The sequence below is a fragment of the Micromonospora sp. NPDC049275 genome (genome assembly GCF_043197115.1).
GTDB lineage: Bacteria > Actinomycetota > Actinomycetes > Mycobacteriales > Micromonosporaceae > Micromonospora.
Genome location: NZ_JBICSN010000005.1, coordinates 198,780 through 215,565, shown reverse-complemented (window position 1 = coordinate 215,565; position 16,786 = coordinate 198,780). Strand labels below are relative to the sequence as shown.

Genomic DNA, 16,786 nt, shown 5'->3' with positions numbered 1-16,786 from the left:
GCCTCGGGCCATCGCCCGGCGTCGGTCCTGGTGGGCGAGCAGCAGACCCAAGGGCACCTGATTCTCGGGGATGTTTCGCGCTGTGCTTGACACTGCTCTATGGGACCGGCTTCTTCCAGTGATCACGCTACTTATTGGCGCTGGTCTGTCGCGATTCGGCAGGCGCAGCGACTCACGTCGGACTGCTGCTGAGCAGCTCGCGGAGCTGGATCGGCTCGTCTGGGCCAAGGGCGGTGAGAACAACTGGTTAGACCTACAGGTCTACTTGGGTCGCCTTCGGGTCGCGCTCCGCACCGCCGGAGTGCCATGGCGACTGGTTAAGCGTCTTCAGAAGGCGGCCGTGGATCACTGGATGGCCGTGGAGCATTCAGGTGACGATGAAGTTGGCTGGTTCGTGTTGGGCACACACCCAGATAAGTTGGCTGCCGCCAAGGACGCAGTACTGGACTGGCTGGACCGGCCGTGGCACTTCTGGCGCAAGCTGCGGGCATGGCGGACATCCAGTGAGGGGGCGACTGCCAGTAAGCCGGCCTCGCCCGAGGCTGAATTGTGAGGAGTCCCAGACGTTGAAGCGGAACTTAGAGCAGCCGTCCCACCACCAGCCGGAACGCTGGTCGGCACCTGCTAACACGGCGTCTTGGGCTGCCATCGTTGGTGGCTGGTTGACGACGTTTGACAGAGTCTTGTGCCCCTGTGTGTCCCACCCGCCGGTACGGCGTGATTAGCTGCCGGCACTGGCATCCGACGGCGAGGAGGGTTGGATATCTGACGGCGAGGGCAATCGGTCTGTCGCAGTTTCCTTGAGACCCAACAGCCCGGGAAAGCCCCGAATTGTGGCCAGGCTTTCATCTGAATATTTGGTATCCGGGCTCGGCAACATCGAGGAGCGCTATCAAATAATTGCCCAGGTTCGTTCGATTCTCAAACCAGACGAAAACGAATCGCTCGTTCGACTATTGAAGGATGCCCCGCCTGTGCCGCTTGAAGTGACAACAGTGACCGACGCGATGAAGCACATGCAGGAGGCGGCGGTTCACCTTAATGTCGCGTTTGAGGATGACGACTTGTCGTTCACGCACCCTGACGTTCTTGTGCACCCGATCGCCATCTTCAAGTAGCCGCCATCCCGTCTGCCGCCCCGCCCTCCTGGGGAGCGGGCCGCCGCCCGGTCCGCCACGTCAAGCGGACCTGGACGCACGTGCGGACGCTGGGGGGCCGGGTGGTGGTCTGCTCGGCTCGCCCGGCTGTCCCAACGCGACCTCGCCCGGCTCCTGGCCGACGGCGGCACTCCCGCCGGACCGCCCCCACTACCTCAGGTCGAACAGCAGACCAGCGCCGTCGAGGTCGACCGGGTCGTCAACGTCTGCGGCGGGATCAGCATCGCTGGCCGGCAGATCAGCGTCGGCATGCCACTAGCCGGTCAACGGGTGCGGGTCCGCCTCGATGGCACCCTCCTGCACGTCATCGACGAGACCAGGCAGCTGCGCCGCACCCTGCGCTGCCCCTTGCCGCCCACCCCCTGCGGCCGCATCCGCGACTCCCGACCCGTCTCCCCGATCCCACCACCGGACCACGCCCACCGTCGAGCGGGTCGTGTCGGTCAACGGCAGCATCCAAGTCGCCGGGCAACGCATCCAGGTCGGCGTCGCGCATGCCCGCAAGCTTGCCGCCATTGCCTTGGACGAGCACCGTCACCGTCTACGACGCCGACACTCCGATCAAAGCCGTCCCCCGACGCAGCACAACCGACCTGAACCGCACCACCGCATCAGCACCACTGGCTGAACCTTGAGGCTGAGGCTAGGCGGTGAACCACCCAACAGCCGGGGCACCGCGATAATCCGGCCGGCTCGCCCACACCTGGCCCCACGCTCTCTTCTGGGTCGAGTCCAAGCGTCCGTGGCGGGATGCCTCAGCGTATGCGCCCAGCTGACGGTGCAGCGCTGAGGCCGCCTCGACGCCCACGGCCCCGATCTCATGCAGGACATAGCGCCGGGGGCGATGGTCCAGTGGATGGACCCCCGCAAACCAGAACTCCCGCCCATCCCACCGGGCCATCCCGTCGATCGCTCCGTCGTAGAAGTCGTCGCACCACAGAATCTCGACGCCGGACAGCTCGACCAGACTGGCCAACACCGACTCCTCGTGCATCAGAAAATATTCGTCGGGTTCCTCAGGCACACGAAACACGCTAGCCCTTCCGCCTCACGCGGGTGACCAGCCCTACCACCGGCCATAGGCAGTAGACCAAATCGATCACGACCTGGCGTCAAGGATCGTCCGACGCCGTTGCGTCAAACATCATCCGAGACCAGGCATCGCCGGCAGTCCGGCCGCTGGCTTTACTCGGGTGGTTGCGTGGCTGCACCACGGGAGCGCTCACGCCAGGGACTCCCTGCTGTCACCGCCCCGGGAACTGATCTCCGCAGGACGGTTTCCGCTGTTGGTGAAGGGTGGGCGCGGCAGGTTTCGAACCTGCGACCCCCCGCTTGTAAGGCGGGTGCTCTCCCACTGAGCTACGCGCCCGGATCGCCCGTGTGCGGCGGGCCGGTGGCTGGCAAGCCTACCTGTTCGCCGCCGACCCGGCCGCACGCGTACCCCTATCCGGCGGCCGCGTCGGCGATCGCCTTGCGCCAGCCCTGCTGGTCGCGGGCCTCGCCGGGGCCGTTCATCTCGGCGAAGCGGACCACGCCGGCCTTGTCGATGACGAAGGTGCCCCGGTTGGCGAAGCCGGCCACGTCGTTGAAGACCCCGTACGCCTGGGCGACGCCGCCGTGCGGCCAGAAGTCGGCGAGCATCGGGAACTGGTAGCCCTCGCGTTCGGCCCAGATCTTGTGGCTGTAGGCCGAGTCGACGCTGACGGTGAGCACCTGGACGTCGTCATTCACGTACTCGTCGAGGTTGTCCCGCACCTCGCTCAGCTCACCCTGGCAGGTGCCGGTGAAGGCGAGCGGGTAGAAGACCAGCAGCACGGTGCGCCGGCCGCGGAAGTCCGACAACCGGACCTCCTGGTTGTTCTGGTCCTTCAGCACGAAGTCCGGCGCCTCGGCGCCAACCGCGATGGGCATGCGAACTCCTCGGGGTCGAGTCGGGGGACGACGCCAGCCTGCCACACCCGGCGGCGTCGACCGCCGGGGCGCGAGGGGAACGGATTGGGCTACTTCTTGGCCTTGGCTCCACGGCGCAGCACCAGGCGGGCGCCGCTCCAGTCCCGGCCGGCGTTGACGGTCGAGGTCTGCTGGAGGCCGGCGGTGGGCGCGGACTCCGCGACCTCACTCGGCTCGACGTGCCCGTCACGCCCCGCCTTCGGGGTGAGCAGCCACACGACGCCGTTGTCGGCCAGCGGGCCGAGGGCGTCGACGAGAAGCTCGAAGAGGTCACCGTCGCCGTCGCGGTACCACACCAGCACGGCGTCGACCACCTCGTCGGTGTCCTCGTCGACCAGATCTCCACAGCGGTCGGTCAGGGCGTCCCGGAGATCCTGGTCGACGTCATCGTCGTACCCCATCTCCATGACGACCATCCCCGGTTCGATGCCGAACCGGTCCGCCAGGCTGCGTACCCCGTCGGCGGCCTGACCAGCGGTCGCGCTCACTGTCGCGTGCCTCCTCATCTCGTCCCTGCTCGCGGCGTCGGACCGACGCCGTCAGGCAAAGTCCACACAGTTGTGCCTCTGCGCGCAAGTGGCGCACCGGGTGCAACGGAATTTACCGTGCCAGCAGCGTACGGGCACCGTCGGTAATGGCCTCCGGGGAGACCAGAACGTGACGTGCTGCCGGACCTAATGGTACAAACGAGTCAACTCCGGCCACCCGCCGCGCGGCACCGACATATCCGGCGTCGACGAGCGCGGCGATCACTCCCTCGCCGACCCCGCCCGACCGGCGTGTCTCATCCACCACCAGCACCCGCCCGGTGGCCGAGGACTCCCGGATGATGTCGGCCACCGGCAGGGGCGCCAGCCAGCGCAGGTCCACGACGCGGGTGCCGACCCCCTCCTCGGCGAGGACGGCCGCGGCCCGCAGCGACATCCGCACCCCGTTACCGAAGGTGATGATGGTCAGGTCGTCGGACGAGCCGACCCGGTAGACCCGTGCGCGGCCGATCGGCACGTGCCCGGCCACCCACGAGCCGGGCTCCGGGTAGCCGGCCAGCCACTCCCCGTCACCCTCCGTGTACAGATCGCGGGTGTGGTAGAGCGCGATCGGCTCCAGGAACACGACCACGCTGCCGTCCACCGCGGCGCTCGCCAGACAGGTCCGCAGCATGGGCGCGGCGTCGTCCGGCCGCGCCGGCACCGCGACCACCAGACCCGGCACATCCCGGAGTACGGCCACCGAATTGTCGTTGTGGAAGTGCCCCCCGAACCCCTCCTGGTACGCCAACCCGGGCACCCGGACGACCATCGGGTTGCGGAAGGCGCCCCGCGAGAAGAACTGCATGGTGGCGGCCTCGCCACGCAGTTGGTCCTCGGCGTTGTGCAGGTACGCCAGGTACTGGATCTCCGGCACCGGCAGCATCCCGGCCAGCCCGGCGCCGAGGCCCAGCCCGAGCACCGACGTCTCGTCGAGCAGGGTGTCGAAGACCCGTGCCGCCCCGAACCGGTCCCGCAGGCCCTTCGTCACCCCGTACACGCCGCCCTTGGCTGCCACGTCCTCGCCGAAGACGGCCATCTGGGGGTGGTCGAGCAGCCCGTCGGCGAGCGCCGCGTTGATGCTCTGCGCCAGGGTGAGCGGGCCGGCCAGCTCCGGCGGCTTGCCCCCGAACGACTCCTCCCGCGCCGCCGAGCCCGCCCCGCTGGCCCGTGCCGCCGCGTCGGCCACCGCCCGCGCCACCCGCACCGGGCGGCGGGGCGCCAGCGCCGACACCACGTCGGCCGCGGAGGCCAGCTTCGGCTCGCCCAGCACCTCCTCGGCGAGCCGGCGGATCTGCCAGCCGGTCTCGTCGTACCGGGCCAGCAGCTCGTCGACAGTCGCCACGCCGGCCTCCACGAGCAGCCGGGCGGTGGCGGCCACCGGATCGGCCTGGAGGTCCTCGGCCAGCTCGGCGGGGCTGCGGTACGCCGACTCCGCGTCCGCGCCGGCGTGACCCATCAGCCGGACCGTGCGCAGGTGCAGCACGGCGGGCCGCCGGTGCCGGCGTACCCAGTCGGCGGCCTCCCGCGCCACCTCGTACGCCCGCACCGGGTCGGCTCCGTCGGCGCTGAGGTAGCGGATGCCCGGCTTGGCGCGCAGGGTCGCCTCGACCCAGCCCTCCGGCGAGCGGACGCTGATGCCCAGCCCGTTGTCCTCGCAGACGAAGAGCACCGGAATGCGCAGCCCGGCGTGGTCGTACCAGCCGGCGGTGTTGAAGGCGGCGGTGGCGCTGGCGTGGTTGACCGACGCGTCGCCGAACGAGCAGACCACTATGGCGTCCGGCGGCCAGGGGGCGTGCGCAGCGCCGGCCCCGCTGCCGACCCGCATCCCGGCCCCGGCACGCCGCCCGACCGTGTCCAGCCGGCGCAGCCGCTCCACGGCCAGCCCCATCCCGACCGCGCGGGGCAGGTGCGAGGCGATGGTGGAGGTGGTCGGCACGATCGCCAGGTCGGCTCGGCCGAACACCTTGTGCCGGCCACCGGCGATCGGCTCCTCGCTGGAGGCGACCATTCCGCGCAGCACGTCCCGGGCCGCCTGCGCGTACACCGCGAATCCGCCGACGGGTGGCGTGGACCCGGCCGGCTCGGGTTCGGCGGCCGACTCCGGCTCGGCGGCGTCGACGGCGGACGCCGGGTCGGCTGCCACCTGGGCGGCGCGTACGCAGTAGAAGGCCCCGGAGCGATAGTGCAGCAGCGCCGGGTCGGTCGGGCGCAGCGCGGCGGCGACCACCGCGTTGCCCTCGTGCCCGGCCGAGCCGATCGTGTAGAAGCCCTCCCCGAAGCTGCGCAGCCAGCGGCCGGCCAGGTCGAGCTGCCGGCTTGTCACCTGCGCGTCGAACAGGTCCAGCAGCTCGGCGCCGGTCAGCGGGGCGTCGTCGGTGACCGGGTCGGCGGGGTCACGCCGCCGCTGCGCGGCGGGGAGTGCCGCCAACGTCTCCCGGAAGCGGTCGTCGAGATCCTGCGGCGTGGTCACGTCGGACAGCATTACCGACGCGGCCCCTGGTCGCCCAGTGGGACACGGCAGCGGCGCGCCGACTCACCGCCCGTCGCACTGCTCCGGGCGGCCGTCGTCGGACACCTTCCACACCAGGTCACGAAGGGTGCGCAGCTGCTCGTCGGTCAGACCGGCCAGGAGTCGGGAGTCGGACATCACCTCGGCCACCCCGGCCCGTACGTCCCGACCCGAACCGGTCACGACCAACGTCTTCTGCCGGCGGTCGGCCGGGTCGGTGCGGCGCTCGACCAGCCCGGCCTGCTCCAGCTTGTCGACGAGCGCCGTCACGTTCGACCTGTCGCAACCCAGCCGCTCGGCCAGGTCGCGGGCCGGCGACGGGCGGTCCGGGTCCAGCTCGTGCAGCGCCCGTGCGGCCGCCGGCGTGAGCCCCAGCTCGGCGAACGCGGAATCCTGCCGGTGCCGCAGCACGGCGGTCACGTGGGCCATCCGGCGCACCACGTCGGCGGCCAGGTCAGCACGGCCGACAGGTCCATCTGCTCCGGAACCGACCTCCTGCGCCACGGCCACAATCGTACGCAGCAACCGGGTCGACCAGCTCGGCGACCAGGTTCGGTCACCGGGCGAGTGGGCGGCCCGCGAATCGGCCCGACCGGAGACGAGGGCTGACCACCGGCCCGCATCGATCATGATGAGTGGTGTTCCACTGCCGGCGACGAGCCGGGGCCCTCGTCGTCACCTCCCGGCCACCAACGCTCGCGAGGCTCCCCAGGTCACGAAAAATCGGAACCTGGGGAGGATTTCGTGTCGCTGTCCCGACGTACCATCCTGCTGTCCGGCGCCGCCCTCGGCGCCGCCGGCGCGGTCACCGGACTGCCGGTGGCGGCCGGCGCGGCGGTGGCCCGACGGCCGCTGGCCTACCCGTTCACCCTCGGTGTGGCATCCGGGGACCCCGACGACGACGGCTTCGTGCTGTGGACCCGCCTGGCACCGCAGCCGCTCGCGGAGGACGGCCTCGGCGGCATGCCGGACCGCGACGTGCCGGTGCACTGGGAGTTGGCCGCCGACGAGCGGTTCCGGCACGTGGTTCGTCGTGGCGTCGCGGTCGCCCGTGCCCGCTCGGCGCACAGCATCCACGTGGAACTGGCCGGCCTCCTGCCGGGCCGGGAGTACTTCTACAGGTTCCGCGCTGAGCGGCACATCTCGCCGGTCGGGCGCACCCGCACCGCTTGCGCGCCGTCGAGCATGCCCGCCGCTCTGGCGATGGGCTTCGCGTCCTGCTCGCAGTTCGAGCACGGCTACTTCACCGCCTACCGCCGGTTGGCCGAGACCGAGCCGGAGCTGATCCTGCACCTGGGCGACTACCAGTACGAGTACGCCCCGGACACGTACACCGTGCCGGGCGGCAACCCGCGTGACCACGAGGGGCCGGAGACCCGGACGCTTGCCAACTACCGGCAGCGGCACGCCCAGTACAAGACCGACGCCGACCTTCAGGCGGCGCACGCGGTGGCGCCCTGGGTGGTGGTGTTCGACGACCACGAGGTGGAGAACAACTGGGCCGACGAGGTGCCGGAGGCACCCGATCCGGAGTTCCCCGCGCGGCGGGCGGCGGCGTTCCAGGCGTACTACGAGAACATGCCGTTGCGGCGGACCTCGATTCCGCGTGGCATCGACATGCAGCTCTACCGGCGGGTGCGCTGGGGGCGGCTGGCCACGTTCCACATGCTCGACACCCGGCAGTACCGCGACGACCAGGCCTGTGGCGACGGCTACCAGAACTGCGCGGCAGCTTCCGATCCGGCCCGCTCGATCACCGGCGCGGAGCAGGAGGCGTGGCTGCTGGACGGCTTCCGCCGCTCCGACGCGCGGTGGGACATCCTGGGCCAGCAGGTCTTCTTCGCCCAGCGGGACAACAACGCCGGCCCGCTGACCGTCACCAGCATGGACGCCTGGGACGGCTACGTGGCCTCCCGGGACCGGATCACCCGAGGCTGGCTCGCCGCGGGGGTACGCAACCCGGTGGTGCTGACCGGCGACGTGCACGCGCACTGGGCCAGCGACCTCAAGCTGGACTACGCCGACCCGACGTCGCGCACCGTCGGCACCGAGCTGGTCTGCTCCTCGATCACCTCGACAGGCGACGGCGCGGACTCGGCGTCCGGCTCGCACCCGTGGTTCGCGTTCAATCCGCACCTGCGCTTCCAGAACAACCTGCGGGGGTACGTGCGGACCACGATCACCCCGGGGCAGCTCAGCGCCGACTTCGACGTGCTGCCGTACGTCAGTCGGCCGGACGCGCCCGCGTACACCCGGGCGTCGTTCGTGATCGAGGACCGCGTGCCCGGCCTGCACCAGACGGCGGACAACCCGGTCCCGTCGGCGGCCCGCAGCGCTGCGCCCCACGCGGACCCGGGCCAGCAGACCGTCCAGCAGGAAACCGTCCGCCCGTAACCCCCGCCCAGGAAGCGGTCAGGCGGGGAGGAAGGAGAAGCGGACCTGGCGGGTGGGGTTGTCGCCGTTGGTGTCGACCAGGCAGATGGACTGCCAGGTGCCCAGCGCCAGCCGTCCGTCGAGCACCGGCAGCGTCGCGTACGGCGGGACGAAGGCCGGCAGCACGTGATCGCGGCCGTGGCCGGGCGAGCCGTGCCGGTGCCGCCAGCGGCTGTCCGTGGGCAGCAGCGCGTCGAGGGCGGTGAGCAGGTCGTCGTCGGAGCCCGAGCCGGTCTCGATGATCGCCAGCCCGGCGGTGGCGTGCGGCACGAAGACGTGCAGCAGGCCGTCTCCCTCGCCGGAGACGAAGCTCTGGGCCTCGGCGGTGATGTCCCGGACGGCCGGCCGGGACCCGGTCTGGACGGTTATCACGTCACTGCGCATACGTCGCATTCTGCCGCAGCGGCCCGGGAGCCCCGGCACGTGGGGAAACAAGGGCAGTCGCACTAAGTTACCGGCGGGTACCTGTGTTCAGCATCGCGTCCGGGGGACCTAGACGTGACGACGGGTGCCACCAGGGGGCAGGATGGCGCTAGAGACCTATCCCACACACAACCGAGGGAACGCCTGTGGCTACGGAACGCAAGCGCCCGGTGATCAGCGACGGCCTACCGAGCCAGCTTCCGGACATCGACCCTGAAGAGACAAGCGAATGGGTCGAGTCGCTTGACGGTGTCATCGACGAGCGCGGCGCCAAACGCGCCCGCTACGTCATGCTGCGCCTGCTGGAGCGGGCCCGCGAGCGCCAGGTCGGGGTTCCGCCCCTGACCACCACCGACTACATCAACACCATCCCCCCGGAGCAGGAACCCTGGTTCCCGGGTGACGAGCACGTCGAGCGGCGCATCCGGGCGTACGTCCGGTGGAACGCCGCGATGCTCGTGCACCGGGCGCAGCGCCCGGAGATCGGCGTCGGCGGGCACATCTCCACCTTCGCCAGCTCGGCGTCGCTCTACGAGGTGGGCTTCAACCACTTCTTCCGGGGCAAGAACCACCCGGGCGGTGGCGACCAGATCTACTACCAGGGTCACGCCTCGCCGGGCATGTACGCGCGGGCGTTCCTGGAGGGGCGGCTCAGCGAGCACCAGCTCGACGGGTTCCGCCAGGAGCTGTCGCACCCGGGCGGTGGGCTGCCGTCGTACCCGCACCCTCGGCTCATGTCGGACTTCTGGGAGTTCCCCACCGTCTCGATGGGCCTCGGCGGTCTGAACGCGATCTACCAGGCCCGGTTCAACAGGTACCTGCAGCACCGCGGCATCAAGGACACCTCGCAGCAGCACGTGTGGGCGTTCCTCGGCGACGGCGAGATGGACGAGCCGGAGACGCTTGGCGCGATCGGCGTGGCCGCCCGCGAGGAGCTGGACAACCTCACCTTCGTGATCAACTGCAACCTGCAGCGGCTGGACGGCCCGGTCCGGGGCAACGGCAAGGTCATGCAGGAGCTGGAGTCGTTCTTCCGGGGTGCCGGCTGGAACGTGATCAAGGTCGTCTGGGGCCGCGAGTGGGACCCGCTGCTCGCGGCGGACACCGACGGCGCGCTGGTCAACCTCATGAACACCACGACCGACGGTGACTACCAGACCTACAAGGCGGAGTCCGGCGCGTACGTGCGGGAGCACTTCTTCGGCCGGGACGCCCGGACCCGCAAGATGGTCGAGCCGCTGAGCGACGACGAGATCTGGAACCTCAAGCGGGGTGGGCACGACTACCGCAAGCTCTACGCGGCCTACAAGGCGGCCACCGAGCACACCGGTCAGCCGACTGTCATCCTGGCGAAGACGATCAAGGGCTGGACGCTCGGCTCGCACTTCGAGGGCCGCAACGCGACCCACCAGATGAAGAAGCTGACGCTGGAGGACTTGAAGACCTTCCGCGACCGCCTCTACCTGGACATTCCGGACAAGGCGCTGGAGGACAACCCCTACCTGCCGCCGTACTACCACCCGGGTGAGAAGTCCGAGGAGCTGGCGTACCTGAAGGAGCGCCGCGAGCAGCTCGGCGGCTACCTGCCGTCCCGGCGGACCAGCACCAAGCGGCTGACCATCCCCGGTCCGGAGCGGTTCGCCGACGTCAAGCGCGGCTCGGGCAAGCAGAAGGTGGCCACCACGATGGCCTTCGTCCGCCTGCTCAAGGACATCATGAAGGACAAGGAGTTCGGCAAGCGCTGGGTGCCGATCATCCCGGACGAGGCCCGCACCTTCGGCCTCGACTCGATCTTCCCGACCGCGAAGATCTACTCGCCGCACGGGCAGCGCTACACCTCTGTCGACCGGGAGCTGTTCCTGTCGTACAAGGAGTCGACGACCGGGCAGATCCTGCACGAGGGCATCAACGAGGCCGGTTCGGTCGCCTCGTTCACCGCCGCGGGCTCGGCGTACGCCACCCACGACGAGCCGATGATCCCGATGTACATCTTCTACTCGATGTTCGGGTTCCAGCGGACCGCCGACGGGCTGTGGGCGGCGGCCGACCAGATGGCGCGGGGCTTCCTGCTCGGCGCGACCGCCGGTCGGACGACGCTCAACGGTGAGGGCCTGCAGCACGAGGACGGCCACTCGCTGCTGCTCGCCGCCACCAACCCGGCTGTGGTCGCGTACGACCCGGCGTTCTCCTTCGAGATCGCGCACATCATGGAAGCCGGCCTGCACCGGATGTACGGGGACGCGCAGGAGAACGTCTTCTACTACCTGACGGTCTACAACGAGCCGATCCTCCAGCCGGCCGAGCCGACCGGGGTGGACGTGGAGGGCCTGCTCAAGGGCATCTACCGCTACTCCCCGGCACCGCAGGTCGACGGCCCGAAGGCCAATGTCCTCGCCTCCGGCACGGGCATGCAGTGGGCGCTCAAGGCCCAGCAGCTGCTCGCCCAGGACTGGGGGGTGGCCGCCGACGTCTGGTCGGTGACCTCCTGGACCGAGCTGCGTCGCGACGCGGTGGAGACCGAGGAGTACAACCTGCTCAACCCGGGCGCCGAGGCCAAGGTTCCGTACATCGCGCAGAAGCTGGCCGACGCGGACGGGCCGAAGGTCGCGGTCAGCGACTGGATGCGCGCCGTACCGGACCTGATCGCCCGCTGGGTACCCGGCGACTACACGTCGCTGGGCACCGACGGCTTCGGGATGTCGGACACCCGGCACGCGCTGCGCCGCCACTTCCACGTCGACGCCGAGTCGATCGTGGTGGCGACGCTGCGGCAGCTCGCCCGCAGCGGCGCGGTGCCGGCCAGCGTGCCGGCCGAGGCCGCCAAGAAGTACGCGATCGACGACGTCAACGCCGCGCCGGTCGGTGAGACCGGCGGGGACAGCTGACCCCACACGATCGAGAAAGGGCCCGGCGCACCCGCGCCGGGCCCTTTTTGGTGCACCCGCACCCTCGCTCCCCGGCCCGACCGACCGGGCGGACGGCGGGTGAGAGGGGAGCGGCGGCGCTCCGGAGCCCCTGGCGGAGGCCCGGACCACCGCCGGGGGCGGGTGACGTCGGGAGCGGAGCGCTCGTCAGCCGACGGCGGCCAGGTCGGTGAGCCGGGCGAGCGAGTCCTCCAGGTCGGCGCCGACCCGACGCAGGCCCAGCCGCAGCAGGGCGGCCTTGACCGGCCCGGCCGGCCAGCGGACCACGATGAGCCGCACGATCGTCCCGCCCTCCTCCTCGTCCTCGGTGAGTTGGACGTAGATCTCGGTGCGCGCCTCCGCACGGGCACCGGCACCCTTGGCCCGTTCTCGCCAGCCGATCAGTGTCGGCTCCTGATAGGCGATCACCTCGGCCTCATGCGCCGAACCGCGCCCCGCCTGGACCAGTTGCCGCCGCCCGAAGCCCTCTCCAGAGAGCACTTCGGCCGCGCGAACCCCCGCCAGCCAGGCCGGCAACTGCTCGGCCCGCTGTACGACGTCCCAGACCACTTCCACCGGCGCCACCACGTGCGCACTGCGTTCCACGAGGATCATTTCCGTCTTTCCTCCAGTGAGGACATCCCACGATATCGGCACTCTATGCGCTAAATCGGACTTACACGGACGGGTTGGGAAAAAGACACGCCGATCAACCATTGCGGATTGCGCCAACCCGGCCTATGGCGCATTCATCGACAGCGCCCTAGAGTCCCGAACACGTTTCACGTTGACCGGGAGGGCGCATGTCGACCGCACCGATGCCCGAGTTCCCCGCCGGCTTCCGCTGGGGCGTCTCCACGTCCGCCCACCAGATCGAGGGCGCCGTCACGGCCGGCGGACGCGGACCGTCCATCTGGGACACCTTCGCGCGCTCCCCCGGCCGGATCAGCGACGGCAGCAGCGGCGAGGTCGCCTGCGACCACTACCACCGGCACTCCGAGGACGTGGCGCTGCTGGCCGGGCTGGGTGTCGACGCGTACCGGTTCTCCATCGCCTGGCCCCGGGTGCAGCCCAGCGGCAGCGGCCCGGCCAACGCCGCCGGCCTGGACTTCTACGACCGGCTGGTCGACGAGCTGCTGGCCGCCGGCATCGACCCGGTGGCCACCCTGTACCACTGGGACCTGCCCCAGCCCCTCGAGGACGCGGGCGGCTGGCTCAACCGCGACACCGCCGCCCGCTTCGCCGAGTACGCCGACCTCACCGCCGCCCGCCTCGGCGACCGGGTCAAACTCTGGATCACCCTCAACGAGCCGTTCATCCACATGAGCCTCGGCTACGGCATCGGTACGCACGCCCCCGGCCAGATGCTGCTCTTCGACGCCTTCGGAGTCGCCCACCACCAACTGCTCGGCCACGGGCTCGCCGTCGCCGCGCTGCGCGCCCGAACGCCCAGCCCGGTGGCGATCGCCAACAACTACTCGCCGGTGCGGGTGCTCGGCGACAGCGACGCCGACCGGGCCGCCGGGGCCGCGTACGAGGCGCTGCACAACCGCCTCTTCACCGACCCGCTGCTCGGCCGCGGCTACCCGGAACTGCCCGGCCTCGACGCGAGCCTCATCCACGCCGGCGACCTGGAGACCATCGCCGCACCCATCGACGTGCTCGGGGTCAACTACTACAACCCCACCGGCGTACGGGCCGCCGAGGAGGGCTCGCCGCTGCCGTTCGACCTGGTGCCGCTGGACGGCTACCCGCGTACCGCCTTCGACTGGCCGGTCGCCCCCGACGGGCTGCGCGAACTGCTCGGCTGGCTCCGCGACACGTACGGCGACGCTCTGCCGCCCATCGAGATCACCGAGGGCGGCTGCGCGTACGACGACGTGCCGGACGCGCACGGCCAGGTGGCCGACCCGGACCGGATCGCGTACCTCGACGGGCACCTGCGGGCCCTCCGGGCCGCCGTCGACGACGGGGTGGACGTGCGCGGGTACTTCGTCTGGTCGCTGCTGGACAACTGGGAGTGGGCCGAGGGGTTCACCAAACGCTTCGGTCTGGTGCACGTCGACTACCTCACCCAGCGGCGTACGCCGAAGTCGTCGTACACCTGGCTGCGGGACATGCTCGCGGCCTCGCGGGACGGGTCGGCGCGGTGACCACCCTCGACCCGACGCCGGCGTCGCTGCCGGCGGCGCTCGCCGAACCGACAGTGCCGGTGCGGCGCGGCTGGATCGGTCTGGTCTTCGCGGCCAACCTCGGCGTGTGGATGGCGTTCTTCACCCCGATCCAGGTGCTGCTGCCGCAGCAGATCGAGCGGATCGCGCCCGGCGACAAGGAGACCATGCTGGCCGTGGTCACCGGCCTGGGCGCGTTGGCCGCGGTGCTCGCCAATCCCCTGGCGGGCGCGCTGTCCGACCGGACCTGCCTGCGGATCCTCGGCCGGGAGTTCGGCCGTCGGCACGTCTGGACCGCCGGCGGCGCGGTGCTCGGCGCGGCGGCGCTGGTGCTGCTCGCCCAGCAGCGGACCATCCTCGGGGTCGCCGTCGGTTGGGTCGCCGCCCAGGTCTGCTTCAACGCGATGCTGGCCAGCCTCACCGCCGCCATCCCGGACCGGGTTCCGGTGGTGCAGCGCGGCGCGGTCTCCGGCTGGGTAGGCATCCCGCAGGCGCTCGGGCTGGTGCTCGGCGCGGTGCTGGTCACCGCCGTCGTCACCGGCAACGCCGCCGGCTACGTGGCCATGGCGGTGGTCATCCTGGCGCTGTCACTGCCGTTCGCGCTGCTCACCCCCGACGATCGACTGCCGCGCGCGCACCGCCCGGCACTGCGGGCGCGGGCGCTGTTCGCCTCGATGTGGATCAGCCCGCGCCAACACCCGGACTTCGCCTGGGCGTGGATCACCCGGTTCCTGGTCCAGCTCGGCAACGCGCTGGGCACCCTCTACCTGCTGTACTTCCTCACCGACGGGGTGCGCCACCCCGACCCCGAGGGCGGTCTGCTGGTGCTGATCCTGCTCTACACGCTCGGCATGATGCTGACCGCAGTGGTCGCCGGCCGGCTGTCGGACCGCTCCGGGCGGCGCAAGGTGTACGTGATCGTCTCCGGCCTGATCATGGCGGTGGCGGCGCTGCTGCTCGCCGTCGCGCCGGTCTGGCCGATGGCGATCGTCGCCGCCCTGCTGCTCGGTGCCGGCTACGGCGTCTACCTCTCGGTGGACGCGGCCCTGATCACCCAGGTGCTGCCCCGGGCCACCGACCGCGCCAAGGACCTCGGCGTGATCAACATTGCCAACTCGGCGCCGCAGGTGCTCGGCCCGGCGCTCTCCGCCCCGCTCGTCGTCCACCTGGGCGGCTACCCGACGCTCTACGCGGTCACCGCCATTGTCACCCTGGTGGGCAGCGCCCTGGTCGTCAAGATCCGCTCGGTCCCCTAGGGCGTCTGCGAATCCACTCGACGGTCACCGTAGGCTGAGGGGCGTGACAGTACGTGTGCGCTTCGCCCCGTCCCCGACCGGCATGTTCCACGTGGGCGGCGCCCGCTCCGCGCTGCAGAACTGGATCTACGCCAAGCAGCAGGGCGGGGTGTTCGTGCTGCGCATCGAGGACACCGACGCGGCGCGCAACAAGCCCGAGTGGACCGAGGGCATCCTCTCCGCGCTGGACTGGATCGGCATCTCCCGGGGCAGCTACGAGGGTCCGTACTTCCAGTCGGCGAACGCCGGTGAGCACCGGGCCGCCGCCACCAGGCTCTACGAGTCCGGCCGCGCCTACTACTGCGACTGCACCCGCGAGGACGTCCAGGCCCGCACCGGCTCGCAGTACCAGGGCTACGACGGCTACCACCGCGACCTCGGCCTCGGGCCGGGGCCGGGGCACGCGCTGCGCTTCCGTACGCCCGACGAGGGCTCCACCGTGGTGGTCGACCTGATTCGCGGCGAGCCCACCTTCGAGAACAAGCTCATCGAGGACTTCGTCATCGCCCGCGGCGACGGCTCACCTGTCTTCCTGCTCGCCAATGTCGTCGACGACATGACCATGGGGATCACCCACGTGATCCGGGCCGAGGAGCACCTGCCCAACACGCCCAAGCAGCAGCTGCTCTGGGACGCCCTCGGGGTCAAGCCGCCGATCTGGGCGCACGTGCCGGTGGTGGTCAACGAGAAGCGGCAGAAGCTCTCCAAGCGCCGCGACAAGGTCGCCCTGGAGGCGTACCGCGACGAGGGCTACCTCGCCGGCGCGATGCGCAACTACCTGATGCTGCTCGGCTGGGCGCCATCCGGCGACCGGGAGATCGTCGAGTGGTCGGTCATCGAGGACGAGTTCCGCCTGGAGGAGGTCAACCCCTCCCCCGCGTTCTTCGACGAGAAGAAGCTGCGCGCCTTCAACGGCGAGTACATTCGGGCGCTGCCGGTGTCCGAGTTCGTCGACGCCTGCCAGCCGTGGCTGACCGGCACCGACACCATCGCGCCGCCGCCGTGGCAGCCCGAGGAGTACGACGCCGACGCGTTCGCCGCCGTCGCGCCGCTGGCCCAGACCCGGCTCGCCGTGCTCAGCGAGATCGTGCCGAACGTCGACTTCCTGTTCCTGGCCTCGCCGCTGATCGACGAGGCGGCGTGGACCAAGACGATGAAGGACGGCTCGGCCGACCTGCTGGACGCCGCCATCACGGCGTTCGAGGCCCTTCAGTCCTGGGACGCCGAGTCGCTGAAGTCGACGTTGGAGGCGGTCGGCGCCGAGCGCGGCCTCAAGCTGGGCAAGACGCAGGCGCCCGTCCGGGTCGCGGTCACCGGCCGCACCGTCGGCCTTCCGCTGTTCGAGTCGCTGGAGGTGCTCGGTCGCGAGCGCACCCTGACCCGTATGCGTGCGGCCCGACTGCGCCTGGTCTGAC

The 16,786-nt window shown here is 70.6% G+C and carries 13 protein-coding genes, 1 tRNA gene and 2 pseudogenes; 7 read left to right on the top strand and 9 right to left on the bottom strand.

What is annotated here, in order from left to right; genetic code table 11:
• The first annotated feature begins 118 nt into the window (after positions 1 to 118).
• Both ACGFIE_RS18330 and ACGFIE_RS18325 read left to right on the top strand, forming a co-directional pair.
• On the top strand, positions 119 to 553 hold the full coding sequence (locus tag ACGFIE_RS18330; RefSeq protein WP_393296025.1) for a hypothetical protein: 435 nt from the start codon (positions 119 to 121) through the stop codon (positions 551 to 553).
• A gap of 280 nt (positions 554 to 833) precedes the next feature.
• The gene (locus ACGFIE_RS18325) at positions 834 to 1,118 is read left to right on the top strand and encodes a hypothetical protein (protein ID WP_393296023.1); all 285 of its coding nucleotides are present in this window, start codon (positions 834 to 836) and stop codon (positions 1,116 to 1,118) included.
• A 682-nt stretch (positions 1,119 to 1,800) separates the two neighbouring features.
• Here the strand turns inward: ACGFIE_RS18325 and ACGFIE_RS18320 are convergent.
• The 7 genes and pseudogenes from ACGFIE_RS18320 to ACGFIE_RS18290 all read right to left on the bottom strand — a co-directional run bounded on the left by ACGFIE_RS18320 (position 1,801) and on the right by ACGFIE_RS18290 (position 6,575).
• Positions 1,801 to 2,181: a hypothetical protein gene (locus ACGFIE_RS18320; RefSeq protein ID WP_393296021.1), complete on the bottom strand. Its 381-nt coding sequence runs from the start codon at positions 2,179 to 2,181 to the stop codon at positions 1,801 to 1,803.
• A gap of 273 nt (positions 2,182 to 2,454) precedes the next feature.
• Positions 2,455 to 2,526 (bottom strand) — tRNA-Val (locus tag ACGFIE_RS18315).
• Between the two features lie 74 nt (positions 2,527 to 2,600).
• Positions 2,601 to 3,068, bottom strand: coding sequence for a peroxiredoxin (locus tag ACGFIE_RS18310; protein WP_363683357.1), 468 nt, complete (start codon positions 3,066 to 3,068; stop codon positions 2,601 to 2,603).
• Between the two features lie 89 nt (positions 3,069 to 3,157).
• Positions 3,158 to 3,595, bottom strand: a complete 438-nt coding sequence (locus ACGFIE_RS18305) for a DUF3052 domain-containing protein (protein WP_007463483.1) — start codon at positions 3,593 to 3,595, stop codon at positions 3,158 to 3,160.
• Between the two features lie 112 nt (positions 3,596 to 3,707).
• A pseudogene (locus ACGFIE_RS18300) lies at positions 3,708 to 5,678 on the bottom strand (thiamine pyrophosphate-dependent enzyme); the annotation flags it as partial.
• Between the two features lie 71 nt (positions 5,679 to 5,749).
• Positions 5,750 to 6,119, bottom strand: a pseudogene (locus ACGFIE_RS18295) (transketolase); the annotation flags it as partial.
• A 51-nt stretch (positions 6,120 to 6,170) separates the two neighbouring features.
• Positions 6,171 to 6,575, bottom strand: a complete 405-nt coding sequence (locus tag ACGFIE_RS18290) for a MarR family winged helix-turn-helix transcriptional regulator (RefSeq protein ID WP_393296397.1) — start codon at positions 6,573 to 6,575, stop codon at positions 6,171 to 6,173.
• Between the two features lie 315 nt (positions 6,576 to 6,890).
• Here ACGFIE_RS18290 and ACGFIE_RS18285 point away from each other — a divergent pair, with 315 nt between their 5' ends.
• The gene (locus tag ACGFIE_RS18285; protein WP_393296018.1) at positions 6,891 to 8,540 is read left to right on the top strand and encodes an alkaline phosphatase D family protein; all 1,650 of its coding nucleotides are present in this window, start codon (positions 6,891 to 6,893) and stop codon (positions 8,538 to 8,540) included.
• An 18-nt stretch (positions 8,541 to 8,558) separates the two neighbouring features.
• Here the strand turns inward: ACGFIE_RS18285 and ACGFIE_RS18280 are convergent, their stop codons facing one another.
• Positions 8,559 to 8,963 carry a YjbQ family protein gene (locus ACGFIE_RS18280; RefSeq protein WP_358102170.1) on the bottom strand — a complete coding sequence of 135 codons (405 nt, stop codon included), beginning with the start codon at positions 8,961 to 8,963 and terminating at the stop codon, positions 8,559 to 8,561.
• A 185-nt stretch (positions 8,964 to 9,148) separates the two neighbouring features.
• On the opposite strand from ACGFIE_RS18280, the gene aceE reads away from it, so the two are divergent.
• Positions 9,149 to 11,887 carry a pyruvate dehydrogenase (acetyl-transferring), homodimeric type gene (aceE, locus tag ACGFIE_RS18275; protein ID WP_393296016.1) on the top strand — a complete coding sequence of 913 codons (2,739 nt, stop codon included), beginning with the start codon at positions 9,149 to 9,151 and terminating at the stop codon, positions 11,885 to 11,887.
• Between the two features lie 186 nt (positions 11,888 to 12,073).
• On the opposite strand, the gene ACGFIE_RS18270 is transcribed toward aceE, so the two are convergent.
• Positions 12,074 to 12,520, bottom strand: coding sequence for an SRPBCC family protein (locus ACGFIE_RS18270; protein WP_363683366.1), 447 nt, complete (start codon positions 12,518 to 12,520; stop codon positions 12,074 to 12,076).
• 188 nt (positions 12,521 to 12,708) lie between these two features.
• Between ACGFIE_RS18270 and ACGFIE_RS18265 the strand changes: the two genes are divergently transcribed.
• From ACGFIE_RS18265 to gltX, 3 genes are read left to right on the top strand one after another with little or no spacing between them, the layout of a single operon-like run.
• Positions 12,709 to 14,058, top strand: a complete 1,350-nt coding sequence (locus ACGFIE_RS18265) for a GH1 family beta-glucosidase (protein WP_393296013.1) — start codon at positions 12,709 to 12,711, stop codon at positions 14,056 to 14,058.
• Positions 14,055 to 15,332 carry an MFS transporter gene (locus ACGFIE_RS18260; RefSeq protein ID WP_393296011.1) on the top strand — a complete coding sequence of 426 codons (1,278 nt, stop codon included), beginning with the start codon at positions 14,055 to 14,057 and terminating at the stop codon, positions 15,330 to 15,332. The genes ACGFIE_RS18265 and ACGFIE_RS18260 overlap by 4 nt, the downstream gene beginning before the upstream one ends.
• Positions 15,333 to 15,375: 43 nt before the next feature.
• On the top strand, positions 15,376 to 16,785 hold the full coding sequence (gene gltX / locus ACGFIE_RS18255) for a glutamate--tRNA ligase (RefSeq protein WP_393296009.1): 1,410 nt from the start codon (positions 15,376 to 15,378) through the stop codon (positions 16,783 to 16,785).
• The last annotated feature ends 1 nt before the right edge of the window (position 16,786 follow it).